At 70.2% G+C, this 25,126-nt stretch carries 18 protein-coding genes and 1 pseudogene; 11 read left to right on the top strand and 8 right to left on the bottom strand.

Annotated elements, in window-relative coordinates; translation table 11 throughout:
- Position 1: 1 nt before the first annotated feature.
- Genes EDM22_RS05795 through EDM22_RS05785 form a run of 3 tightly spaced genes read left to right on the top strand, consistent with a single transcriptional unit; the run spans position 2 to position 8,087 of the window.
- A complete protein-coding gene (locus EDM22_RS05795; protein WP_122936119.1) occupies positions 2–2,338 on the top strand; it encodes an alpha-L-rhamnosidase in 2,337 nt (778 codons plus the stop codon).
- Complete coding sequence (locus EDM22_RS05790) at positions 2,335–5,844, top strand: family 78 glycoside hydrolase catalytic domain (protein WP_122936118.1); 3,510 nt, start codon at positions 2,335–2,337, stop codon at positions 5,842–5,844. The genes EDM22_RS05795 and EDM22_RS05790 overlap by 4 nt, the downstream gene beginning before the upstream one ends.
- Positions 5,844–8,087, top strand: coding sequence for a glycoside hydrolase family 3 C-terminal domain-containing protein (locus EDM22_RS05785; RefSeq protein WP_170964030.1), 2,244 nt, complete (start codon positions 5,844–5,846; stop codon positions 8,085–8,087). The genes EDM22_RS05790 and EDM22_RS05785 overlap by 1 nt, the downstream gene beginning before the upstream one ends.
- A 71-nt stretch (positions 8,088–8,158) precedes the next feature.
- On the opposite strand, the gene EDM22_RS05780 is transcribed toward EDM22_RS05785, so the two are convergent.
- Entirely contained in the window at positions 8,159–8,509 is a 351-nt protein-coding gene (locus EDM22_RS05780; RefSeq protein ID WP_122936117.1) for a DUF7882 family protein, read from the bottom strand.
- A gap of 183 nt (positions 8,510–8,692) precedes the next feature.
- On the opposite strand from EDM22_RS05780, the gene EDM22_RS05775 reads away from it, so the two are divergent.
- On the top strand, positions 8,693–9,433 hold the full coding sequence (locus tag EDM22_RS05775) for an alpha/beta fold hydrolase (RefSeq protein WP_122936116.1): 741 nt from the start codon (positions 8,693–8,695) through the stop codon (positions 9,431–9,433).
- A gap of 32 nt (positions 9,434–9,465) precedes the next feature.
- Here the strand turns inward: EDM22_RS05775 and EDM22_RS05770 are convergent, their stop codons facing one another.
- On the bottom strand, positions 9,466–9,948 hold the full coding sequence (locus EDM22_RS05770) for a YciE/YciF ferroxidase family protein (protein ID WP_122936115.1): 483 nt from the start codon (positions 9,946–9,948) through the stop codon (positions 9,466–9,468).
- Between the two features lie 384 nt (positions 9,949–10,332).
- On the opposite strand from EDM22_RS05770, the gene EDM22_RS05760 reads away from it, so the two are divergent.
- The 5 genes and pseudogenes from EDM22_RS05760 (at position 10,333) to EDM22_RS05745 (ending at position 17,094) form a co-directional block, all read left to right on the top strand.
- Entirely contained in the window at positions 10,333–11,883 is a 1,551-nt protein-coding gene (locus EDM22_RS05760) for a peptidase MATCAP family protein (protein ID WP_245989234.1), read from the top strand.
- Entirely contained in the window at positions 11,880–12,878 is a 999-nt protein-coding gene (locus tag EDM22_RS05755) for an ATP-grasp domain-containing protein (protein WP_122936112.1), read from the top strand. Before EDM22_RS05760 ends, EDM22_RS05755 begins: the two co-directional genes overlap by 4 nt.
- A gap of 33 nt (positions 12,879–12,911) precedes the next feature.
- Positions 12,912–13,585, top strand: a pseudogene (locus tag EDM22_RS20245) (DUF1254 domain-containing protein).
- Positions 13,546–14,244, top strand: coding sequence for a DUF1214 domain-containing protein (locus EDM22_RS19800; protein ID WP_212591897.1), 699 nt, complete (start codon positions 13,546–13,548; stop codon positions 14,242–14,244). Before EDM22_RS20245 ends, EDM22_RS19800 begins: the two are co-directional and overlap by 40 nt.
- A gap of 87 nt (positions 14,245–14,331) precedes the next feature.
- Entirely contained in the window at positions 14,332–17,094 is a 2,763-nt protein-coding gene (locus EDM22_RS05745) for an ATP-binding protein (protein ID WP_122936111.1), read from the top strand.
- 54 nt (positions 17,095–17,148) lie between these two features.
- Here EDM22_RS05745 and EDM22_RS05740 read toward each other — a convergent pair whose 3' ends face one another.
- Both EDM22_RS05740 and EDM22_RS05735 read right to left on the bottom strand, forming a co-directional pair.
- A complete protein-coding gene (locus tag EDM22_RS05740; RefSeq protein ID WP_122936110.1) occupies positions 17,149–18,093 on the bottom strand; it encodes an NADP-dependent oxidoreductase in 945 nt (314 codons plus the stop codon).
- The gene (locus tag EDM22_RS05735; protein ID WP_122936109.1) at positions 18,093–19,289 is read right to left on the bottom strand and encodes an epoxide hydrolase family protein; all 1,197 of its coding nucleotides are present in this window, start codon (positions 19,287–19,289) and stop codon (positions 18,093–18,095) included. Before EDM22_RS05735 ends, EDM22_RS05740 begins: the two co-directional genes overlap by 1 nt.
- A 227-nt stretch (positions 19,290–19,516) precedes the next feature.
- Here EDM22_RS05735 and EDM22_RS05730 point away from each other — a divergent pair, with 227 nt between their 5' ends.
- Together EDM22_RS05730 and EDM22_RS05725 are read left to right on the top strand one after the other, a co-directional pair.
- Positions 19,517–21,886 carry a molybdopterin oxidoreductase family protein gene (locus EDM22_RS05730; protein WP_122936108.1) on the top strand — a complete coding sequence of 790 codons (2,370 nt, stop codon included), beginning with the start codon at positions 19,517–19,519 and terminating at the stop codon, positions 21,884–21,886.
- On the top strand, positions 21,883–22,344 hold the full coding sequence (locus EDM22_RS05725; protein WP_122936107.1) for a hypothetical protein: 462 nt from the start codon (positions 21,883–21,885) through the stop codon (positions 22,342–22,344). Before EDM22_RS05730 ends, EDM22_RS05725 begins: the two co-directional genes overlap by 4 nt.
- 7 nt (positions 22,345–22,351) lie before the next feature.
- Here EDM22_RS05725 and EDM22_RS05720 read toward each other — a convergent pair whose 3' ends face one another.
- Genes EDM22_RS05720 through EDM22_RS05705 form a run of 4 tightly spaced genes read right to left on the bottom strand, consistent with a single transcriptional unit; the run spans position 22,352 to position 25,115 of the window.
- Positions 22,352–23,011 (bottom strand): DNA-3-methyladenine glycosylase I, encoded by a 660-nt coding sequence (locus EDM22_RS05720; protein ID WP_122936106.1) that lies wholly within the window; start codon positions 23,009–23,011, stop codon positions 22,352–22,354.
- Between the two features lie 4 nt (positions 23,012–23,015).
- Positions 23,016–23,963, bottom strand: coding sequence for an alpha/beta fold hydrolase (locus EDM22_RS05715; protein WP_122936105.1), 948 nt, complete (start codon positions 23,961–23,963; stop codon positions 23,016–23,018).
- A 55-nt stretch (positions 23,964–24,018) separates the two neighbouring features.
- Entirely contained in the window at positions 24,019–24,378 is a 360-nt protein-coding gene (locus EDM22_RS05710; protein ID WP_122936104.1) for a cupin domain-containing protein, read from the bottom strand.
- Between the two features lie 5 nt (positions 24,379–24,383).
- The gene (locus EDM22_RS05705; protein WP_122936103.1) at positions 24,384–25,115 is read right to left on the bottom strand and encodes an alpha/beta fold hydrolase; all 732 of its coding nucleotides are present in this window, start codon (positions 25,113–25,115) and stop codon (positions 24,384–24,386) included.
- Positions 25,116–25,126: the final 11 nt, after the last annotated feature.

Raw genomic sequence — 25,126 nt, 5'->3', positions numbered from 1 at the left:
CATGTCGACACCAGCCACCGCCACCGTCGCCACCGCGGAGGACCTTCTCGCCTCCGCCGAGTGGATCGCTGCGGCGGAAGCCGAACCGGCGCCCGCCGGAAGTCGGCCTGCCTACGTCTTCAGGACGACGTTCGCACTCGAGGAGCTTCCCCTTGCAGCGGAACTCTCCGCCACGGCGCACGGGATCTACGAGGCCTACCTGAACGGGCAGCGCGTCGGCGACCACGAACTCGCACCGGGCCTGACGAGCTATCGCAAGACGCTGTACGTGCAACGGTACGACGTGCGCGACATCCTCCTCCTGGGTAGCAACGAGCTTCGATTGGTGCTGTCCGACGGGTGGTTCCGCGGTCGGTCCGGCCCCAGCCGCGTGCCCGACAACTTCGGCACCCGTACCGGCGTGATCGCGTCACTCGCCCTCACTGAGCACACGGGAACCCGCCACATCAGCACCGACCGGAGCTGGGAGGTCGGCGTGGGAGAGATCATCGCAGCCGACCTCATGGACGGCCAGACCGTCGACTTCCGGCGCAGCGACCGCATCCGATGGCAGGCCGCGACGGGATACGAGGACCCGCTCGCGATCGACCGGACCCGACTCGCGTTCTCGCCGGCTCCGCCGGTCCGGCGGATCCGGCAGCTCAGCCCGACCTCGGTCACCCGGCTGAAGACCGGACGACAGATCGTGGACTTCGGCCAGAACCTCAACGGATGGGTACGGCTCACGCAGCTGGGTGCCGAGGGAACCCGCATCACGCTCAGCCACGGTGAGGCTCTCGACCAGGATGGCGACCTCACCATGGCGCACCTCGCGTACACCGAGTACCCGGACCCCGAGCCCCTGCCCACCGGTCAGATCGACGTCGTCATCTCCCGCGGGAATGCGGCCGACGTCTTCGAGCCGCGGCACACGACCCACGGCTTCCGGTACGTCGCCGTCGACGGGCTCGACGACGACCTCGCCCCCGACGCGATCACCGCCGTCTTCGTCCACAGCGACCTGGTCGCGACCGGTGACTTCGTCAGCTCCAATGAGCGCCTGAACCGCCTCCATGAGATCGCCGTGGCGAGCTGGCACTCCAACGCCTGCGACGTCCCCACCGACTGCCCGCAACGCGAACGATGGGGATATTCCGGCGACTACCAGATCTTCGTCCGCAGTGCGGCGTTCCTCGACGACATCGAGGGCTTCTCGCGAAAGTGGCTGCGCTCACTCGCGGACGATCAACGAGACGACGGCTGCGTCACCAACGTCGCCCCGAACACGGGCATCGTCAAGAGCCCCGCCCTGCCGTTCTCCTTCGACGGATCGGCCGGCTGGGGCGACGCCTGCACCATCGTGCCGTGGCAGATCTACGAGACCTACGGGGACCCGGCCGTACTGGCCGAGACCTTCGACATGATGAGGCGCTGGGTCGACTATGCGGCCGCCGTCGCGGCGACCGGGCGCCACGACAGCCGCATCGCCCGCACCGCTGAGCCCGCTCCGCATGAGCGGTACCTCTGGGACAGCGGCTTCCACTGGGGGGAATGGGCGGAACCCGACGCGGTCTTCGACTTCTTCGCCGACAAGGGCATCATCGCCACCGCGTATCTCGTCCGATCCGCCGAGATCACGAGCAGGTCGGCCGCCGTGCTCGGCCACGATCACCTCGCGGTGTCATACGCAGATCTGGCCGAACACGCCAGAGACGCCTGGCGGACCGAGTTCCTCGGCGACGACGGACGCCTGAGCGTCGAATCGCAGGCGAACTACGTCAGGGGTCTCGCCTTCGGGCTCATCCCCGAAGCGCTGCGATCGCCCAGCACGGCACGGCTGGTCGAGCTCATCCGCGAGAAGGACACCCACCTGTCCACCGGGTTCCTCTCCACTGCACTGCTGCTTCCGACGCTGGCCGACAACGGCGAGCTCGAATTGGCCTACGAGCTGCTGTTCCAGCGGAGCGAACCGAGCTGGATGGCGATGCTCGACCGAGGCGCGACGACGATCTGGGAGTCCTGGGGTGGCATCGACGACGACGGGAACCCGCACGAGTCTCTCAACCACTACTCCAAGGGCGGAGTCATCCGGTTCCTGCACGATTACGTCGCGGGCATCAGAAGCGACGAGCCGGGCTACCGGCGCGTGACGATCGCACCTCGCCCGGGCCACGACCTCACCTTCGCCCGCGCCCACATCGATACCCGTCAGGGGAGAGTCAGCTCCGACTGGCGCATGGAGCGCGACGGACGCTTCCACCTGAGCGTGGCCATTCCCGCGGGCTGCTCGGCGCGGGTGATCCTCCCCAGCGGCACCCACCACGACGTGGGGCCCGGAATCCACCGGATCACCGGATGAGGGCATCCGCGCGGGTCTCGCTGCGTTCCCGCCTCCTCCGCGCGATGATCGCTCGAGGCAAGAACACCGCTCCCATCGCCGCGACCGTCGCCGCCGCCGCCGCGGCGGAGATCGACGGCCGCCCGGAACCGCTGCCGACCCCCTTCGCCGTGCGAGGGCTGCGGGTGTCTCGTACGCGGATCGGCGACACGACAGTGGTCGTCCTCCGCCCGGACGGCACTCCGCCGACTTCGGCGGTGCTGTACCTGCACGGCGGCGGCTACATCGAGGACGCCTCGATCGGCACGTGGCAGCTCGTCGCGAGGCTCGCGACGAAGCTTGGAGCGGAAGTCTGGGTGCCCGCCTACCGGCTTGCTCCGCGTTCGACCGCGCAGACCACGGTCGCCGCGATGGTTGAGATCTACCGGGCGCTCGGCGAGCGGTGGGATCCGGCGCGGGCGACCGTTGCGGGCGACTCGGCCGGCGGAGGCCTCGCCCTCGCCACCGTGCAGGCCGCCGTCGCAGCGGGGGAGCGTGCGCCGGCGCTGCTCGGGCTGTTCGCGCCGTGGGTCGACCTCACCATGTCGGACCCCGCGGAACAGGACACGGAGTCGGACGCCATGCTCGACTCCGGGCGGCTGGCCGAGTCTGCCGCAGCGTACGCGGGAACTCTCCCGCGCACCGATCCGCGGGTGAGCCCGCTCTTCGGCCGGATGGATGGTCTGCCTGAGACGTGGATCATCACCGGGGGCGACGACGTCCTCGTCCACCAGAGTCGGCGGCTCCGCGATGCGCTGGCCCAGGCGGGCGTTCCCGTGACCTACCTGGAGGATCCCGGCATGATCCACGTGCACGTGATGCTGCCGGTTCCCGAAGGGAAGAGGTCACTCGGCCGATTTCTCCGCGCCGCCTCGGCGCGGGCTGGTGCTTCCCCCGTCTCCGATACCGACGAGCCCGAGCGGCTCGTGATGGCTGGACTCGCGCCGCGAACCGGTCGGCGTCCCGCCAGCCTGGTTCACCCTCAAGAAAGGAACTGCGCCATGGTCTCCCAGTGGCACGCCTCGTTCATCAGTGGCGGCTCTCCCGCCCGCCCCGGTGACCCCGCCTCGTACTTCCGGCGCGAGTTCGCGGTCGCCGAGGGGCTCCGGCGTGCGACCCTGCTCGTCACCGCACTGGGCATCGTCGAGCCCTACCTCAACGGCGTCCGCGTCGGTGACGAGGTGCTCGCTCCCGGCTGGACCTCGTACCGTCACCGCATCAACGTGAGCAGCCACGACGTGACGGACCTGATCGCCGCGGGCGAGAACGCGGTCGGCGCGATCGTCGGCGAGGGCTGGGCTGTCGGTCGACTGGGCTGGGAGGACCGGCGGGTACACTACGCCGACCGGCCCGCCCTGTTCCTCCAGCTCGAGCTCGAGTACGGTGACCGGACGGAAGTGATCGGCACGGGCCCCGAGTTCCGGGTCGGGACCGGGGCGGTGCGGGCGAATGGGATCTACGACGGCGAGACCTACGACGCGCCCCTCGAGCCCGAGGGATGGAGCAGCGCCGGGTTCGACGACAGCGACTGGGCGTCTGCTGAGCCGATCGAGTGGAACCTCGAGGCGCTCGAAGTCGGCATCGCCCCGCCGATCCGCCGCATCGACGAGCTCGCCCCCGTCGAGATCCTCACCAGCCCGAGCGGGAAGACGATCGTCGACGTCGGCCAGAACATCTCCGGCTGGGTCCGGATCACTCTGACCGGCGAGGCAGGATGGACGATCACGCTCCGCCACGCCGAGGCACTCACCCCCGACGGCGAGCTCGAGCCCGAGAGCAACCGCCGGGCGGATGCAACGGACCGGTACACGTTGCGGGGCGGTGCAGAGGAGACCTGGGAGCCGCGCTTCACGTTCCACGGGTTCCGCTACGTCGAGGTCGACGGCTGGCCCGGCGAGCTGTCGGTGGATGCCGTCCGCGCGGTGGTCGTGCACAGCGAGATGACCCGCACGGGCTGGTTCGAGACCTCGGACCCGCTCGTCACCAAGCTGCACGCGAACGCGGTCTGGTCGATGCGCGACAACTTCGTCGGCATCCCGACCGACTGCCCGCAGCGCGACGAGCGCATGGGATGGACCGGTGACATCAACGCCTTCGCGCCGACCGCGACCTTCCTCTACGACGTCCGCGGTGTCCTCGGCTCCTGGCTGCAGGACCTCGCCGTCGAGCAGGCCGAACGGGGCTACGTTCCCTGGGTCGTCCCCGACATCCTGTCCACGCCCTCCTCGCCCACCGCACTCTGGAGTGACGTGGCAGTCAGCCTCCCCTGGGCGATGTACCAGGAGTACGGCGACCTCGACATCCTGCGCGGCAGCTACGACTCCATGACGGCGTTCATCCGCCAGGTCGAGGATCTTCTCGACGAGAGCGGCCTGTGGAGCAGCGGCTTCCAGTTCGGCGACTGGCTCGACCCGGATGCCCCGGCCGACAACCCGGCGGGCGGCAAGACCGACCGGCACCTGGTCGCCTCCGCCTACCTCTGCAAGACCACCCGCGAGATGGCCGAGACCGCAGGGCTGCTCGGCAAGGCGGAGGACGCAGCACACTTCGCGGCGCTCGCCGACCGCGTCCGCCGGGCCTTCCGCCGCGAGTACGTCACCGAGTCCGGCCGGGTCGTGAACGAGTCCACCACCGCCTACGCACTCGCGATCGCGTTCGGGATCCTCGACGAGGACCAGAATGCGAAGGCCGGCGACCGCCTCGCCGAGCTCGTTGCGAAGGGGGGCTACAAGATCTCCACCGGGTTCGCGGGCACCCCGCTCGTGACCGACGCGCTCAGCAGCACCGGCCACCTCGACGAGGCCTACCTCCTGCTGATGGAGAAGGAATGCCCCTCCTTCCTCTACCCCGTGACCATGGGCGCGACGACGATCTGGGAGCGCTGGGACTCGATCCTGCCCGACGGCACCCTCAACGCCACGGGCATGACCTCCCTCAACCACTACGCGCTCGGCGCCGTGGCCGACTGGCTGCACCGCATCGTCGGCGGGCTGCAGCGGATGGAGCCCGGCTACCGGCGGATTCGCATCGCGCCGCAACCCGGCGGCGGACTCACCTCCGCCCATGTCGCGCACGACACCGTGCACGGCCGCGCCGAGGTGGACTGGCGCATCGAGGACGGCGAGATGTTCCTCGACGTCACCATCCCCGAGGGCACCTCCGCGGAGGTCGTGCTCCCGCTGCACCCGGCCGGCGTGGTGGAGCAGGCAGCGCCCGGGTCGCACTCCTGGCGATACGCCCTGCCCGAGCAGCCCGAACGGCCCGAATACTCGATGGACACCCCGTTGAAGACGCTGGCCGACGACCCCCAGGTGTGGCGGGCGATCACGGAGGTGTTCCAGACCCACTTCCCGGGCATCCCGCTCGACGGCACGGCGCCCGGGGCGGCAGGCATGTCCCTCAACGTCATGCTCCAATACATCCCCGGCGCGCCTCCGACCCTCGCGGACGAGTTCCGCCGCGCCCTCACCCTCGAAGGAGCCCGCTGATGCCCCACCTGACGACCCTCACCCTCGAGCAGAAGGCCTCGCTCCTGTCGGGGGCCGGCTTCTGGGCCACTACGCCGGTCGACGAGGCCGGCATCCCGGCGATGACCCTCACCGATGGACCGCACGGCGTACGCCTGCAGCGCGGAGATGCGGACCATCTCGGCATTCACGAGAGCGTCCCGGCCACCTGCTTCCCGCCCGCCGTCGCCGTCGGCTCATCGTGGGACCCCGAGGTCGCGGAGAAGGTCGGTGCGGCGGTCGGCGCCGAGGCCCGCGCCCTCGGCGTGACGGTGCTCCTCGGGCCGGGAATCAACATCAAGCGTTCGCCCCTGTGCGGTCGCAACTTCGAGTACTACTCGGAGGACCCGCTGCTCTCCGGTGTGCTCGGGGCCGCGCACGTCCGCGGCCAGCAGCGCGCGGGCGTGGGCGCCTCGGTGAAGCACTTCGCGGCGAACAACCAGGAGACCGATCGGATGCGCGTCAGCGCGGACGTCGACGAGCGGACGCTCCGCGAGATCTACCTGCCCGCCTTCGAGCGCGTCGTCACAGAGGCCCGGCCCGCCACCGTGATGTGCTCCTACAACAAGATCAACGGCGTGTACTCATCGGAGAACCGGTGGCTGCTCACCGACCTGCTCCGCGGCGAGTGGGGCTTCGACGGGGCCGTCGTCTCGGATTGGGGAGCCGTGGGCAACCGGGTCGCTGCGCTGGCCGCCGGTCTCGACCTCGAGATGCCAGGTACCGGCGGCGTCACCGACCGGGAGATCGTCGACGCGGTCCGGTCGGGACGACTCGACGAGGCCGTGGTCGACGAGGCCGTCCGGCGCGTCGTCGCGCTCGCCGACCGTGCGCCGGCCGAGGGTGCCCCGATCGACGCCGTCACCCAGCACGAGCTCGCCCGGTCGCTCGCGACCGAGAGCGTGGTGCTGCTCAAGAACGACGGCGACGTGCTGCCGCTGGATGACGCGACGACCATCGCCGTGATCGGCGGCTTCGCCCAGACGCCGCGCTTCCAGGGCGGCGGCAGCTCGCACATCAACCCCACCCGCACGGATGCAGCTCTGGACGCGATTCGCGCCCTGGCCGGGCAACGCGGGCAGCAGGTCGGCTACGCGCCCGGCTTCGCCGTCGACGGGGCGGGCGACCCCGTCGAGCTGCGCGCTGCTGCGGTCCAGATGGCCGGGTCGGCCGATGTCGCGGTCATCTTCGCGGGACTGGGGGAGAAGGATGAGTCGGAGGGCTTCGACCGCACGACTCTCGACCTCCCCGCGGTGCAGGTCGATCTCATTCGTGCCGTCGCCGCGGCGGCCGAGAAGACGGTGGTCATGCTCAGCAACGGCGGCGTCGTGTCGCTCGAGGGCTGGCACGACGACGTCGACGCGATCCTCGAGGGCTTCCTCCTCGGTCAAGCCGGCGGCTCCGCCATCGCCGACCTCCTGTTCGGCCGCGCCAACCCGTCGGGACACCTCGCGGAGACGATCCCGCTCCGCCTTCAGGACACCCCCAGCTACCTCAACTTCCCGGGCGAGCAAGGGCACGTCCGCTACGGCGAGGGTGTCATGGTCGGCTACCGCCACTACGAGACCGTCGCGGCCGCCGTGCGGTACCCGTTCGGCCACGGCCTGAGCTACACGTCGTTCGAGACGAGCGCCCTCGCGGTCGAGGTGACCGGGGACGCCACCGCCGTCGTGAGGGTGACGGTGACGAACACGGGACAGCGCGCCGGTAAGCACGTCGTCCAGGTCTACGTCGCCACTGAGGCGGGGCCGGTGCGCCGGCCCGCACGTGAGCTTCGCGCCTTCCGCAAGGTCGCGCTCGAGCCGGGCGAGAGCCGCTCGGTCGTTCTCGACCTCGATCGCCGCGCCTTCGCGTACTGGGATGTCGAGCTCGGCGGCTGGACCGTGGCGCCCGGCGGGTACCGCATCCAGGTCGCACGCGACGCTTCGACCGTCCTCGCCGAGGAGACCGTGACCCTCATCGGAGACGTGATCGTCCCCGTGCTGTCCTTCGAGTCGACGGTGGGGGAGTGGTTCGCCCACCCCATCGCCGGGCCCGCCCTGATGGAGGGCATGGTCGCAGCGATGACCGACGAGCAGAAGGAGCACGCCGTCGAGCAGCAGGATCAGCTGCGGATGGTGGAGTCGATGCCGATGAAGCAGTTCCTGGGTTTCCTCGGCGAGGCGGTCCCCGTCGAGGCCCTCGAGCGACTGATCGAGGCGAGCAAGGCTGCGCAGAGTGCGTGATGGTCGGTCGCACGAATCAGCCCGCGCTGAAGCAGCGGGATCCCGTCGCCGTTGATCTGGAGATGCAGCCGCTACTCCGGTTGCGCGTCGATGGGTTGGGTGTCGCGCGCGATGGGGCGGGTGTCGATGTGCTGTGGGTCGAGTTGGACGCCGCCGGCGGTGTTGGCGGCGCGCATCAGGTCCTCGATCCATTCGCGATCCAGGGTCGGCGGTTCGGGCTCGTCGAATACGAACCTGAGGGGGATGTCGGGATGCAGCCACAGCGAGCTCCTGCCACGCGGCTGGTCATCGGCATGTCGCCACGAGATCATCAGGGGCTCATTACGCCGCAGCTTGGTCGTGATCGCGATCTTCAGGTGCGCCAGGACCACATCATCGATACCGATCGGCGTGCCCGAGTCGCCGTAGAACAGTGTGCCCATGATCGCAGCCTACGACTCCGGGAGTAGCTTCCGCTGAGCGAGCTTCCCCGACAACCCCGAATTCCTGAGGCGACACCGGGGCGGCGCAGACGTCTGCGCCGATGGCAAGCCCCTGCCAGGCTGCGGCACGCACGTGCAGAGTGAGGTGTCACGCCACGTCGGCGTTCGAGCGCGAGGTGCGGCATGGAGAGCGAGGTCACGATCGTCGAGCGAGTCGTGCGATTCGACGACGCCACCTTCCGAGTCCTGTCGTCGACGAAGCCCTTACCGATCGGGCACGCGGTGTTCGTCCTGCTCCACGGGCTGCCGAAGCCGGGGTCCGCGCTCAGCGTTCGCAGCATGGCGGCGGCGCTCGCGAGGGTGCTCGATCATCTCGGCGTCACATCGGCGGTGCTGGTGGGTCATTCGATGGGCGCTCAGTGGGTCGTCGAACTCGCGGCCTCCCGGCCAGACCTTGCAGCCGGGGTCGTGCTCATCGGTCCGGTTGCGGATGACACCCATCGCACAGTGTTCGCGCAGGCTGCCGCACTTGTCCGGGACACCATCTGGGAGCCTCCAGGTGCGAACGCGGTCGTGTTGCGTGACTACCTCCGATGCGGACCCGTCTGGTTCTTGACTCAACTCCGGCACATGATCGCGTATCCGATCGAGGAGCGCGTTCCGGAGATACACGTCCCATTCCTCGTGATGCGAGGAGGGAATGATCCGATCGCGGGAACGGAGTGGTGCCGGAAGTTGCGGTCGCGCGCCCCTGACGGATCGTTCGTCGAGGTCCCGGGGCATCGGCATGTCGTGCAGTTCAGCGCGGCGCCGACCGTTGCCTCGGCCATCCGTGCGTTCATCACACCGGCTCTCGGGCCCTCTCGTCAGGTCGGGGCCCGGCACTCACGAGATCTTGGAGCCGATGGCTCGCGGTGGTCGTGAGAAGCCCAGCGCCAGTCTGATCAGCGCTGCGATCAGGAGAGGATCTCCTGGAGCGTGGACTGCAGTTCCTCGCTCGTGTGGAGCTCCTGGTCGAGGTTCGCCTGGAGCAGGCTCACCACATCGGAGAGCCGCATGGCCGAGGCCGGTGCGATCAACGCCTGGTACGCGGAGATCTCGTAGTGTTCGTTGCCCAGCGCGCTGGAGAGCGCGACCTGGTCGCGCAGCTTCGGTGCACTGCGCTCCAGCAGCGACACTGCCTGCTTCGAGATGCCCTTCGTGCTCGGCGAGGGAGCGGTCGACTCCTTGACCTCGAGCAGTCGGAACACCTGCTGCAGGTTCGCGATCTGCTCCTTCGTCTCATCCGCGTGGTGCCGGAAGAGCTTCTTGATCTCAGCGGACTTCGCTGCGCGCGCCAGCTCACCGAGCGCCGCGAGCGAGTCGTTCTCCATCGTCATCGCCGTACGGAGCTGGTAGTGGAGCAGCTCGGACGGGTTCGTCAGGGTCTGTTGGACCATCTGGGTGTCCTTTCGCAGGTGCCGCGAGGCGACTGCCCTCGGCGTGGATCTCAGCGTCGCCCACGAGGGCTGCCGCCGAACAGGGGCTTGCCATCGGCCCGTATGTCTGCGCGGGGTCAGGGTCGCCGTTCCCGTCCTGTCCGAACCGGCGTCTGGATGGCAGGGTGGGGTCACCTCGATGCTCGTCCCGCGCTGCCGCACGCGGCGATCGTCAACGCATCCGCTCGGACCCCGTCGGCGGGTGGTGTGACCAGAGTGGAGTCGACCCTCCGGTTCCCAGAGCTTTCTGTGTTGGGCGTCCGCGTCCGCGCACCGGCTCAACGACGGTGCGGGTCGCCGCCGCGCTTCGGCGGCAGAGCGAAGATGCGGGTTGCGGCTTCGCCAGTGCGTCCGATCGACGGCTCGGCGACGGTCGCCACGCGCTCGACTCCGACACCTATCGCGCTGCAGGTTGGGAGTACCGGGCGCTCGGACAGCCCGCACAGGGACGCACAGCCACCGTGGCGCGGGCCTGAGCGCAGACGCTCGGAAGCGACGGCTCCGCAAGCCGCCGCTTCCGAGCGTCCCGAGCGTCCCGAGCGTCTGGAGGTCGCGGATCGCGACGGCGGAGCACGATCCGGGTCGAACTGCAACCCGATGGACTGGCGACGTCAGCCGTGCGAAGTTCGAATCATGATCCAGCCCAGCTCAGAGGTTCACGTCACGTCGAACCACGCGACGGGTCCGGGCCAGGAACGCATGGGCGGTCGAACGATGTCATCGCCGATCGAGCGGCTGGCCCCGGCGCTCGAGATCGACGCCCGGCTCACCGAGATCGAGCGCCGCGTGAACCTCCTTGTCAACGTCACGCCGCTCAACGCGGCGGAGGCGTGGGCGGACTTCGAACGCAGCGACTTCGGCACGGCCCCCACGCTGCGGCTGCGGCCGCTGGATTTCGACCCGGACCTGGCGCAGCGCGACCTGTACGACCTCGAGGTCGAGAAGGTCGACGACCCCGCGCTGCACACCCTCTTCCGCGCGAAGCGGGACGAGATCGCCCGGCAGATCACCGCGTTGGAGGACCGCGACACGTCACGGTTCCTCTACGGGTCGCTCCAGCTCTACGGCACGGTGGCCGCTCCGCTGGCCGCGACCGCGGAGGAGCTGCTCGAGACCATCCCGCCGCAGGCGCCGAGCACCCAGACCGTCACGGCCGGGGCGTTCGCCGACGCCGCCCGTGCGGAGTTCGAGCGCTATCGCGCCGTGTACCCGGACTTCCCGGTCCGCGTCGAGGTGCGAAACGACATCTCCGAGCTGATGGTGTCGTTCGGCCGCCTGCTCATCCCGGAGTCCGCCGCCTTCCGCGCCGACCGGGTCGATCCGTTGCTGCACCATGAGGTCGGCACGCACGTGGTCACCTACCAGAACGGTGCCCGGCAGCCACTGACGCTGCTGACCATCGGCCTGCCCGGCTACGACGAGACCCAGGAGGGCCTCGCCGTCCTCGCCGAGTACCTGACCGGCGGGTTGGACCCGCGGCGGTTGCGCGTGCTCGCGGCGCGAGTGGTCGCGGTCGGCAAGATGCTCGGCGGCGCCGGCTTCCTCGACATCTTCGAGTCGCTGCGGGCCGACTACCGCATTCCGGCACGGACCGCGTGGTCCATCGCCATCCGGGTCGTCGTCGGGGGCGGTTCGGTGAAGGACGCGATCTACCTGCGCGGGATCACGCGCATCCTCGACGCCCTCGCCGAGGGCAGCCGCCTCGACGTCCTGCTCGTCGGCAAGCTCGCGTTGGACCAGATCCCTTTGGTGCAGGACCTGCTCGACCGCGAGGTGCTCCACGCGCCGTGGGTTCGGCCACGCTGGCTGGACGTGCCTGGCGCCTCCGAGCGCCTGGAGCGGCTGCGCGCGGGCGCGACGGTCACCGACCTGTACGAAGGAGACGTGGCGGCATGAGGCTCGCATTTCTGGTCAACGACGTCGCCACCGAGGTGGACGAGTACGCGACCACCCGACTCGCCCGGGCCGCAGCCAGGGGCGGGCACGAGACCTGGTATCTCGGCGTCGGCGACCTCGAGCTCGGCAGCAGCGACGGGCGGTTCGCGGCCATGGCTCGCGCCGCGAGGTGGAAGAGCGGCGACACCCTCGCGAGCTTCATGGAGGGGATCAAGGCGCGCGACGCCGAGCGGATCGTCATGGACGACCTGGATGCGCTCTTCCTGCGCAACGAGTCGATCGACGACCTGCAGGAGCGCCCGTGGGCCAGCCCGATGGGCGTGGTGTTCGGGCAGATGCTCGCGGACCGCGGTGTGACGGTCGTCAACGACCCGAACACCCTCCATCGAGCGACCAGCAAGCTCTACCTCGAGGAGTTCCCCGAGCAGGTGCGACCACGGTCGCTGGTCACGCGGAACCCGGAGGCGATCGAGCGGTTCGTCGACGAAGTCGGCCACTGCGTCGTCAAGCCGCTCTACGGGGCAAAAGGCCGCAACGTCTTCATGATCGAGGGCCCGGACGAGACCAACCTCGCGCAGATGACGGAGGCGGTCCTGCAGGACGGCTACGCCATCATCCAGGAGTTCATCGAGGGAGCCCGGGACGGCGACGCCCGGATCTTCCTGCTCGAGGGCCGAATCCTCGAACGCGACGGGAGGCCGGCAGCCTTCCGACGCGTTCCCACCGGCAACGACCCGCGCGCCAACATCAGCACCGGCGGTCGGTCGGTGCCCCTCGAGGTCGGTGCGGCCGAGCTCGGCATCGTCGAGGCGATCGGCGACAAGCTCGTCGCGGACGGCATGTTCCTCGTCGGCATCGATGTGATCGGCAGCCAGGTGGTGGAGATCAACGCCGAGAGCCCCGGCGGGTTCCAGAGCGTCGAGCGGCTCTACGACATCGATATCGCCGAGACCGTCATCGAAGCCCTGGAGCACCGCGCGAGCCCGGGGTCCTGAGCCGCACCGCCGGGCATTCGTCATGTTGTGGGCATGGATGTGACTGTGCACGACAAGTCGGTCGCCCGCCGGGCCGTCGAAGCGGTGATCTGGGGGATCCCGTACGTGAACTACCGCCTCATGGCGGCAGCGGCCGAGGAGGCGGGCGCCTCGGCGAATCAGATCGTATTCTGGTCACGGCTGTTCGATTGGCGCAACCAGACGCTGACACCCAATCCCGACGTCGTCTACCTGATGCCGTTCATCGACACGACGACGACCGGACCGATGGTGTGGAGATTCCCGCAGCCGTCGGCGGCGCGATCAACGGTTCGGTGATGGACGCATGGCAGGCACCGATCGAGGATGTCGGGCCGGCCGGCGTGGATTCCGGAAGGGGAGGCAAGTACCTGATTCTGCCCCCCGGGACACGTCGAACCGATCCCGGAGGGCTTCATCGCCATGCCGTCCGACACCTTCGAGGTGTACGCGCTGCTGCCCGCGCTTCTGCGCAGCGGCAGCGACGACGACGTCGCAGCGGCAGTCGCCGATGCCAGGCAGGTACGGCTCTACCCACTGTCCGAGGTGGACGACCCGCCGGAGACGGTGTTCGTCGACCTCGCCGGAGTGCTCGTGGACTCCGCAATCCCGTACGATCGTCGCTTCTTCTCCATACCTCCACGAGTACGTGCAACGCGAGCCGTGGCTCGAGCGCGACCGCGTCATGATCGATCAGCTGCGGACGCTCGGCATCCGGAAGGGCGAGCCGATCCAACCCGATGAGGCGACCCAGGTGATCTTCGATCGCGCTGCGAGCGAGGCTCATGAGTGGCTCGACGACACCTACGAATCGCTGAACACCCCCTTCGCGTCGGGGGCGCGGTGGTCCGTCCCCATCGACCCCGACTACCTGGACGCCACCGCCACCGGATTCGCCGGACCGGAGACGTACCCGGTCGACGCCCGTGCCATCCCGTTCCACTACGGGTTCTTCTCCGCCCGTCACCTCGGCGCCGGCCAGTTCTCCCTCATGAGCATCCAGGATGCCGCGGGCGCGCCCCTTCGCGGAGCGAACACGTACACGCTCACGGTTCCCGCCGGCGCCCCCGTCGAGGCGTTCTGGTCGGCAACCGCGTTCGACCGCACCCGGCACACACTCATCCGGCACACGCCCTGGTCCAGCAGGTCATCTGTGACCCCCGGTCTGCAGTCGAACCCCGACGGAACCATCACCCTGACCTTCGCGCCCACGGCCCCCCAGGGCGCCGAGAGCAACTGGATCCCCACGGCGCCTGATGCCGAGTTCGAAGTGCTCTTCCGCTTCTACCGACCCACGGCAGCCCTTCGCGACAAGACGTGGGTGCTCCCGGACATCACGCTCGCCTGACCGCGACCCGCGCCCCGCGGAACCGCTGGTCGGACGTGTTTGCGGCGGATCGCGCGCCCGGATTACACTCCGCACGGAGGCCTCGGTATGGGCGTGCACGACGAACAGCTCCTGCTCGGTCGTGCCCGCGAGGTGAAGCTGCTGGACGATCTGCTGGCCGAAGCACGAGGCGGTCATGGGGCGGTGCTGGTGCTCCGCGGTGAAGCCGGGGTGGGCAAGACGAGCCTCCTGCGCCACTGCGCCGAGCACGCCACCGGCCTCCAGGTTCGCCGTACGGCCGGCGTGCAATCGGAGATGCAACTGCCCTTCGCGTCGCTGCATCAGCTCTGTCGGCCGATCCTCGATCGAGTGGGCTCACTCCCTCGACCGCAGGAGGTGGCGCTCAGCGTTGCGCTGGGGCTCATGGACGGGGCGACCCCGGACCCGTTCCTCGTGTCGCTCGCTGCACTGAGCCTGCTCTCGGAGTCCGCTGCGCAGCAGCCGATGCTCTGCCTCATCGATGATGCGCAGTGGGTCGACAGCGCCTCAGCCCAGGCGCTCGCGTTCGTCGCGAGACGGCTGCTCGCCGATTCGATCGCCATGGTCTTCGCCGTGCGAGAGCCCGCCGCGAACCGCGAACTCGACGGCCTGCCCGAGCTGCGGTTGGAGGGTCTCGCCGAGGGCGATGCTCGCGCCCTCCTCCGCACGGTCATCCCCGGCCGACTCGACGCGCGGGTGCGTGATCGCCTGCTCGCCGAGACGCGGGGCAATCCGCTCGCCTTGCTCGAGCTGCCGCGGCGACTGAGCTCGACGCAACTCCCGGGTGCATTCGTCCTGCACGACGAGCGAGAGCTGCCCGAGCGGATCGAGGAGGTCTTCCTCGCTCGCCTGGAGGCACTCTCAACGCAGGCGCGACTTCTGCTCCTCCTCGCGGCGGCCGAGCCCGCGGACGACCCGATGCTGCTCTGGCGGGCCGCGGAACGCCTCGGCATCGACGCCTCCGCCGCGGAGGCCACCGAGAGCGAGGGACTGCTCGCCGTCGACAGCGGCGTGCGGTTCCGGCATCCGCTCGTGCGGTCGGCGATCTACCGGGGAGCGTCGCCGCGGGACCGGCGAGCCGCGCACCTCGCGCTCGCGGAGTCCCTCGACCCGCAGGCCGATCCCGATCGGCGCGCGTGGCACCTCGCTGCTGCGACCATCGGACCCGACGAGGCCGTCGCCGCGGAGCTGGAGCGATCCGCGGATCGCGCTCGGGCCCGAGGTGGTCTCTCCGCGGCCGCAGCGTTCCTCGCGCGCTCGGTCGAGTTGACGAACGACCCCGCAGCGCGGGCGGACCGCGCCCTCGCGGCGGCGCAGGCGAGCCTGCACGCAGGCGAGTTCGCGTCCGCGCTGCACGTGCTCCAGGCGGTCGACGCATCCGCGCCCGACGAACTGCAGCGTGCTCGCGCCGACCTGATGCGAGCCCAGATCGTGTCCGCTTCGGGAGCGCTCGAGGAGGTGCCCGCCCTCCTGCTCGCCGCGGCGGAGCGGCTGGAGCCGCTCGATCCGGTCGTGGCTCGCGAGGCCTATCTCGATGCGTGGGGAGCGGCGCTCTTCGCGGGCGACCGCGCCGAAGCCGACATGCGCGAGGTCTCGCGCGTCGTGCGCGGGCGGCAGCGCTTCCAAGGCGATCCGCACGGCACGGATCTCCTCCTGCACGGGATGTCCGTGCTGATGACCGATGGACGCGAGGCGGCGGCGCCCGCCCTCCGTCGCGCGCTCAGCGCGTTCCTGGTGGAGGACATTCCCGTGGACCGCGGCATGCGGTGGAACGTGATCGCCTCGTGCGCCGCGCTCGAGCTCTGGGACTTCGAGAGCCGGAACCAGATCACGACCAGGCAGCTGCAGCTGGCGCGTGAAGCGGGTGCTCTGACCCCCCTTGCGTTCGGCCTGAACGGCTCCGCGATCACCATGGCGCTGACGGGGCAGTTCGAAGCCGCCCTGCGCCTGTGCGCCGAGGCGGATGCCGTCAACGAGGCGATCGGAAGCCGGGTCCCGGCGTTCGGAGCGATGTTGCTTGCGGCCCTTCGCGGCCGCGAGTCCGAGGGTTCCAGCCTGCTGGAGGACGCCACCAGGAGGGCCCGTGCGAGCGGATCCGGGTTCGGGCTCCAGTGGGCGCACTGGACGGGCGCGATGTTCCTGAACGGCCTGCGGAGATACGACGAGGCACTGGATGCCGCTCAGCGAGCTTGGGACGCCTGGCCCGACTGGTTCGTCTCCGTCTTCGCCTCGGCGGAGCTCATCGAGGCGGCCGCGAGGCTCGGCCGACCGGAGCGAGCCGCGGATTCGCTCCGGCGACTCATGGCGAGCGCGAAGGTGGGCGGCACCGAGTGGGCGATCGGCATCTCGGAGCGCTCGACCGCCCTGCTCAGCGACCCGGCGGAGGCGGAACCGCACTATGTCACGGCGATCGAACGGCTCAGCACGACTCGACTTCGTCCGGAGGTGGCGCGATCGCATCTGGTGTACGGCGAGTGGCTTCGACGCGAGGGCCGGCGGGTCGACGCCCGCGAGCAACTCCGCCTTGCACACGCGATGTTCACCGATCTCGGCGCCGAGAGCTTCGCGGAACGCGCCCGGGACGAGTTGCTCGCGACCGGGGCGACGGTGCGCAAGCGGACGGAAGCACAGCACGAGGAGCTCACCCCCCAAGAGGCGCACGTGGCGCGACTGGCTGCCGACGGGAGGACGAACGCCGAGATCGGCGCCACGCTGTACCTGAGTCCCCGTACGGTCGAATGGCACCTCAAGAAGGTGTTCCTCAAGCTGCAGATCAACTCGCGCCGGGCGCTGCGAACCGCCCTCCCGAAGCACGAGCCGATCGCCGGCTGACGCTGCCCGAAGCGGCAGCGCCAGCCGGCCGGGATTCGGCCTCTCGGTCAGCCGTCAGCCGCCGGTCACGGACAGGATCACCTTGCCCGGCCCGCTGCGCCGGGCGCCCGGCCCGTACGCTTCCGCGCCACGGGCGAGCGGCAGGACGTCCGAGACGATCGACCGGACGTGGCCGGCGTCGAGCAACCGGCCGATCTCGGCCAGCTGGCCGACATCCGGCCGGACGACGAACCAGATCGCCCGGCGTCCGTCGACGACCTCACGGTCGGGCGGACGCGGGACGGCGATCGACACGAGTCGCCCACCGGGGCGGATCACGTCCCACGATCGCGACCACGTGTCCCCTCCGACGGTGTCCAAGACCAGGTCCACGTGCGTCAGAACGTCCTCGAACCGCGTGCCGCGGTAGTCGATGACCTCGTCGGCTCCGAGTTCGCCCACGAACGAACGATCGCGCTCGGAACTCGTCGCCAGGACGTGAGCGCCCCGCCAGCGGGCGAACTGGACGGCGAACGTCCCGACGCCCCCGGCACCGCCGTGGACGAGCACGCGCTGACCCGACTGCAGGTCTCCGTGATCGAAGAGCGCCTGCCACGCCGTCAGGGCGGACAGCGGGACTGCCGCCGCCTCCGCGTGGGTGAGCGTCGCGGGCTTCTGGGCGAGTTCGCCGGCGTCCGACCTGACTGCGACGTACTCCGCGTCGGATCCGTCACGATGGGCGTCGATGTACCCGAACACCTCGTCGCCGAGGGCGAAGCCCGTCGCGTCCGGGCCGACGGCCACGACGAGGCCCGCGACTTCATGCCCCGGGATGATCGGCGGCACGCGGGGCGTGCCGTCGTGGTCGAGCCACGCACCCGGCCAGTCCAGCTCGCCCGGGCTCACGGCGCTGGCGTGCACTCGGACCAGGACATCCCGCGGGCCGAGGTCGGGCGACGGGGCCTTCTCGAAGGCGAGCCGTTCCGGCTCGCCCGGTGCGTAGGCGCGGAGCGCGAACATCAGCGCAGCGACCTGAACGCAGCCCGCACCTCGGCCGTGAAGAGCTCGGGCTCCTCCCAGGCCGCGAAGTGGCCACCGCGGTCGGCCTCGTTGAAGTACGTGGTCGTCGGGTAGACCGTCTCGACCCACGAGCGCGGAGACGCGAAGAGCTCGCCCGGGAAGGTCGTGAACGTGACCGGCACCTGCACGGGTGGCGGGGTCTGGCCGTGGGAGGCGGCCAGGAACCGGCCGAACTCCCAGTACCACCGGGCGGCCGACGCGCCGGTACCGGTCATCCAGTACAGGGTGATGTTGTCGAGGATCTCGTCTCGGGTGAGGTTGCCGACGGGGTCGCCGTCGACGAACGCGCGGCTGATCTTGAGGTAGCTGTCGGTGTCGTGGTCGAGCATCCAGGCGGCGAGGCCGATCGGCGAGTCGAGCAGCGAGTAGCCGATCGTCTGCGGACGCGTCGACTGCTCGAGGAAGTAGCCGAAGCCGTCCGTGGTGAACGCGTCGAGGGCCGCGTGCGCGGCGCGCTCCGGCTCCGACTCCGCCGGGAGGATGTCCTTGACGCCGATCGCGAGGGCGAGCAGGTTCATGTGGATGCCGATCAGCCCGTCGGGTCCTTGGCGGCCCATCGCGTCGGTGACCGCGGCGCCCACGTCGCCGCCCTGGGCGACGTAGCGCGTGTAGCCGAGGCGGTCCATGAGCGTGGCCCAGGCGCTCGCGATGGGGCCGTTCTCCCAGCCGAGCTCGGTCGGTTCGCCGGAGAAGCCGTAGCCGGGCAGGGACGGCAGCACGACGTGGAACGCGTCCTCGGCCGAGCCGCCGTGCGCGGTCGGGTCGGTCAGCGGGCCGATGGTGTCCAGCAGCTCGACGACCGAACCGGGCCAGCCGTGCGTCATGATCAGCGGCATCGCGTTCTCGTGCGGCGACCGAACGTGGATGAAGTGGATCTCGACCCCGTCGATCTCGGTCGTGAACTGCGGCAGCGCGTTCAGCCGACGTTCGACCCTGCGCCAGTCGTACTCGCCCGACCAGTACCGCGCAAGCGCCTGCAGCGTCGTGAGCTGCACCCCCTGCGAGCGGTCCGGGACGAGCTCCCGGCTCGGGAACCGAGTCGCCGCGATGCGCCGGCGCGCGTCGTCGATCTGCTCCTGAGAGAACTCGACGGCGAACGGCCGGATGGCGGTGGTGCGATCGATGATGGTGCTCATGATGATTTCCTTTCGGTGACCTCGTGGGTCTGGTGACAGCATCGAGCCTGCCCGTCGCATCCGTTCGTCGCGCCCGTCGTCGTCACTGGTCGTGGCTACTGGTGACCCCCGGGGTCGTGGCAGCGCGCATCAGCGGCATCCGACCCTCTACCGCCGGGCGTGGGACGGGTGCGACCGCCCGGCGCAAGGGGGTTGAACCGCGCCGGCACCGCGCGGAGAGTGAGGCGATGACCGACGAAGGCACGACCGTCACGACCGGAGCTGCGCGCGGCCGGGTGCGGGATGTGTGGGGCCACCGGACCCCGTTCGGCCGCGGCGACCGCTGGCCGGACCGTGCTGACCAGCTCCTCGCCGAGGGCATCGCCGAGGAGGACGTCGACCGATGGGTGCGCTCGGCGTGCGCGCTGTGCAGCAACGGATGCGGCTGCGACATCGCAGTGAAGGACGGCCGCATGGTCGGCATCCGCGGCCGCATCGACGATGCGATCAACCACGGCCGCCTCGGGCCGAAGGGCCTGTACGCGAGCTGGCAGGGCATGGAGCATCACGACCGGCTCACCACTCCGCTCGTGCGGCGCGACGGCGAGCTCGTCCCCGCGAGCTGGGACGAGGCGATGGCCATGATCGTCGAACGAAGCCGCGCGCTCCTCGACGAGGTCGGCCCGCTGAGCCACGGCTTCTACACGAGCGGCCAGCTCTTCCTCGAGGAGTACTACGCGCTCGCCGTCATCGGCAAGGCCGGCATCGGCACGCCGCACATGGACGGCAACACCCGGCTGTGCACCGCCACGGCCGCGTCGTCGCTGAAGGAGACGTTCGGCGCCGACGGCCAGCCGGGCTGCTACGAGGACATCGACGAGTGCGACGCGCTGTTCCTCTTCGGCCACAACATGGCCGCAACCCAGACCGTGCTGTGGTCGCGCGTGCTCGATCGCCTCGACGGCCCCGAACCGCCCGTGCTCGTCGTGGTCGACCCGCGCGAGACGCCGGTCGCGAAGCGCGCCGTGGTGCACCTCGCGGTGAACCCCGGGACGAACCTGGCGCTCATGCTCGCCCTCGTGCACGAGGTCCTGGCCAACGGTTGGGCGGACGACGCGTACGTCACCGCCCACACCCTCGGCCTCGACGCGCTTCGCCGCGAGGCCGAGCAGTGGTCGCCCGAGCGCGCGGCCGAGGTGTGCGGGGTCGCGGCATCCGACATCCGCGAGGCCGCCCGCATCTTCGGCACCTCCGAGCGCGTGCTGTCGACCGTGCTGCAGGGCTTCTACCAGTCGTCGCAGGCGACCGCCGCGTCGTGCCAGGTCAACAACCTGCATCTGCTGCGCGGCATGATCGGCCGGCCCGGCGCGGGCATCCTGCAGATGAACGGCCAGCCGACCGCGCAGAACAACCGCGAGACCGGCGCCGACGGCGACCTTCCCGGATTCCGCAACTGGGAGAACCCGGACCACGTCGCCGAACTCGCGCGGCTCTGGGGCGTCGACCCGCTCGTGATCCCGCACTGGGCGCCCCCGACGCACGCGATGCAGCTCTTCCGTTACGTGGAACAGGGCTCCATCCGCTTCCTGTGGATCTCGGCCACCAACCCGGCGGTCTCGCTGCCGCAGCTCTCGCGCATCCGCGACATCCTCGCGAAGCCCGAGACGTTCGTCGTCGTGCAGGACCTCTTCCTCACCGAGACCGCCGAACTCGCCGACGTGGTGCTGCCCGCGGCGGGATGGGGGGAGAAGACCGGCACCTTCACCAATGCGACGCGCACCGTGCACCTCTCCGAGCAGGCCGTCGAGCCGCCCGGCGAGGCGCGCGCCGACCTCGACATCTTCCTCGACTACGCCCGGCGCATGGACTTCCGCCGCGACGACGGCCGCCCACTGCTCGAGTGGGCCGGACCCGACGACGCCTACCGTGCCTGGCAGGAGTGCTCGCGCGGGCGGCCGTGCGACTACACGGGCATCTCCTACGACGACCTCCGTCGTGAGAGCGGCATCCAGTGGCCGCGCCGCGAGGGCGAGACGACGAGCATCCGGCGGCTCTACGCCGACGCCGACTTCCCGACGTACCCGGAGTACTGCGAGACCTACGGCCATGACCTGGCAACCGGGGCGGACGTCGGCGAGCAGGCGTTCTCGGCGCAGCGGCCCGACGGTCGCGCGTTCCTCAAGGCCGCCGCGTACTCCGGTCCGCACGAACCGCCGGACGACGGGTACCCGCTGCGCTTCACGACCGGTCGTTCGGTGTACCACTTCCACACCCGCACGAAGACGGCGCGGTCACCCGAGCTCGATGCCGCCGCTCCGTCCGTGTGGGTCGAGCTGGCCGAGGCGGATGCCGCAGCGCGGGGTCTCGGCGACGGCGACATGGTCGAGGTGCGGTCGCGTCGGGGCCGACTCGTCGCACCCGTTCGGGTCACGGGCATCCGGCCGGGCACGGTCTTCGCGCCCTTCCACTACGGCTACTGGGACGCACCCGAGAGTGCCGAGCAGCGCCGCCCGACCGCCGCGAACGAGCTGACGATCACCGAATGGGATCCCGTCTCGAAGCAGCCGGTGTTCAAGACGGCCGCCGTCCGGGTGACCCGAGTCGAGGTCGAGCGATGAAGCTCCCGGTCTACCTGTCCCTGCTCGCCGGGTCGGAGCAGACCCTCGCCGACTCGTACCGTCAGGTCGCCGAAGCCCACGGCGACGAGCCGGACGTGCACTTCCTCTGCCTGACGCTCGCCACGCAGTGCGACGCCCGCCGTGAGCGTCTCGCAGCGGTGATCGCGCGCTACGGTGCGGCCCCGGCGGACGACGAACCCGAACGGCTCCACACCCAAGGGCTGGGGGAGCCTCGCACGGGCCCGCTCGGCCTGCTGCGCGACCTGCAGGACGTGTACCTCCTCGCGAGCTTCGCCGATGTCACGTGGATGATGGTGAAGCAGGCGGCGCAGGCCCTGAGGGACGTCGAACTGCTCGACCTCGTCGCCGACAGCGAGCGCGACATCGAAGTGCAGCTCCGCTGGCTGCAGTCCCGGATGAAGCAGGCAGCACCCCAGGCCCTCATCGCGGCGAGGTGACGACCGGTCAGCGGGGGAGCCCGGAGCCGTGGGGTGGTTCCTCGTCCGGAACCCGGACACGGCCACGCGCATCGAGCTCGTCACCGCGGAAGCACCCCGCGACGTGGTCGTTCACGACGCCGATCGTCTGCATGAACGCGTAGGTGCTCGTGGGGCCGATGAAGGCGTACCCCTCGGCCTTCAGCCGACGGCTCAGCGCGTCCGACGCGTCGGTGCGCGAGGGGACGTCGACGCCCCGAGTCGGTCGCCCCAGGCCGGCCGCCCGGAACGAGAACGCGACATCCGCGAGCGCGTCACGGGCCCCGACCAGCACCCCGGCGTTGTGCACGGTCGCCCTGATCTTCGCTTCGTTCCTGATGATCGACGCATCCTGCAGCAGCGCGGCGACGTCCCGCTCGGTCATGGTTGCCACTCGGGCCGGGTCGAAGCCGTGGAACGCGGCACGGAATGCCTCGCGTTTGTGGAAGACCGTCAACCAGCCGAGACCCGCCTGGAAGATCCCGAGCGACAGTGCTTCGAACACCGGCGCCGTCTCGGAGCGCGGCGTTCCCCACTCCTGGTCGTGGTAGGCCAGCAGCGCGGCATCCGCTTCATGCAGGGTCGCCCACTCGCATCGCGTCCTGCCGTCTGAGCCGACCGAGACCGCACTCGACTCCCACCCCGCCATGAGTTCAGACCCCGTTCGCGTGCTCCGGAGCGTCGTGTGCGTCGCTCCGGAGCACGGCCAGTTCGAGCACCGCGTCCGCGAACGCGTGCGGCGCCTCCCTCGGGAGGTTGTGTCCTGCGTCGGGCACGACATGGTGCGCATGACGGCCAGTGAAGTGGGCGGCGTAACCGGTGCCGTCGGTCGCGGGGAAATTGCCGTCGGCGGCGCCGTCGAGGGTCACCGCCGGTGCCGTCACGGGCGGCGCGAGCGCGAGGCGTCGCTCGAGTGCCGCATAGTCCGGGTGACCCGGCGCGAGGCCGAGCCGGTGGCGATACGAGTGGATCACGACCTCGACGTAGTCGGGGTTCTCGAACGCGCGCGCCGCCTCCTGCAGGTCGGCGTCGGTGAACGACCAACGCGGTGAGTTGCGAGTCCAGATGATCCGAGCGATCTCGGCGCGGTTCGCGGTGAGGCCGGCTCGGCCCCGTTCGGTGGCGAAGTAGTAGAAGTACCAGAACCCGGCTTCGAGGGCGGGGGCGATCGGCCGTGCGGCGGCCTGGATGTCCTGGATGAGGTACCCGTTCACGCTCACGACGCCGTCGCACCGCTCCGGCCAGAGCGCTGCGGCGACACAGGCCGCTCGGCCGCCCCAGTCGTACCCGGCGTAGGTGGCGCGGTCGAGACCGAGGGCATCCATGAGGGCGACGAGGTCGGCGCCGAGTGCGGCCTGCTGTCCTGAGCGGCCGGCGTCGGTGAGGGACCGGGTGGGTCCGTGCCCACGGAGGTAGGGGACGATGACGCGTCGCCCCCGGGCGGCGAGCAGCGGAACGACCTCCGAGTAGCTGTGGATGTCGTAGGGGTACCCGTGCAGGAGGATGACCGGCTTCCCACCGTCCGGCCCCGCGTCGAGGTACCCGACTTCCAGGTCCCGGGTGCGGATGCTGCGCAGTGGGCCGAGTTCCGGATGCGCCATGTTCGCCGTTCCCTCCTCGGCCGATCCGGCGTGAGCTTTGGCCGGCCGTCCGGGCTCAGTCGACGTGCACGAACGTGGCCAGGGCCTGCTCGGCGTCGACGATGTACGTGGAGAGCATCATGCCGGTACCGGGACCCAGGTCGCGCGCGTTGTGGGCCGTGCCGGGCGGCATCAGGAATGGGTCGCCGGCGTTCAGGCTGAGCGTGGGCTGCCCCTCGATGCGCATCTCGACGGTTCCGGCGAGGATGTAGCCCACCTCTTCACCGGGGTGGATGTGCCAACCCGACTCGACGCCGACGGGAATCTCGGTGAGCACCTGCACGATGTCCCGGCCGGGGATCGAGGAGTGCTCGCGCTGCAGTTCGGTCCGCTTGAGCTTGGACGCCAGTTCGTCGGGGGGTCGCGGGTTCGACATGGCGCTCACCCGACCGTCTCGAGCGCGGTGAGGATGACCTGGGTCACCGGCTCGGGCTGGGACATCATGATGAGGTGCGAGCCCTCGAGTTGGAGGGTCTCGGCGTTGGCCCGTCGCGCCATCGAGAGCAGCACGTCGGAACCTGCCGCCTTGTCGCCCGTGGCGACGACCGACCAGGTCGGAAGCCTCTTCCAGGCCGGGGCGCCGGACTTCTCGTCGAAGGCGGATGCGGCGATCGGCCGCTGTGACGCCGCGAGCGTCGCGGCGAGCGCTGCCGGGAGATCCGCAGCGAAGACCGCCGGGAACTCGTCGGCATCGACGTAGAGCTCGATCGCCGTCTCGTCGCCGACGCCGGTCGGGAACTGCGCCTGCACGAGGGCGGGGGCCAGGGCGCTGTCGCGCGAGGTGCCCTCGGCCTCGCTCAGGGCCTCGTCCTGCTCGGGCGCGAAGCCGGACACGAGCACCAACCCGGTGACGTTGGTGGCCTCGGTGGCGGCGTTGCTGATCACCGCACCCCCGTAGGAGTGCCCGACGGCGAGCACGGGCCCGGGGATCTGGGAGATGAAGCTCGCGATGTACGCGGAATCGGAACGGAGCCCGCGGAGCGGGACTGCAGGTGCTCGCACGGGGATGCCGGCGGCGAGCAACCGATCGATGACCGGTCCCCAGCTGCCCGCGTCGGCGAACGCGCCGTGCACGAGGACGACGGTCGTCGACCCCGGGTGCGATGCCATCATGATGTCTCCTC

Origin of the sequence: Agromyces tardus (genome assembly GCF_003710805.1) — a bacterium.
Taxonomy (GTDB): Bacteria; Actinomycetota; Actinomycetes; order Actinomycetales; family Microbacteriaceae; genus Agromyces; species Agromyces tardus.
This window is presented reverse-complemented; position numbering and strand designations above follow the sequence as displayed.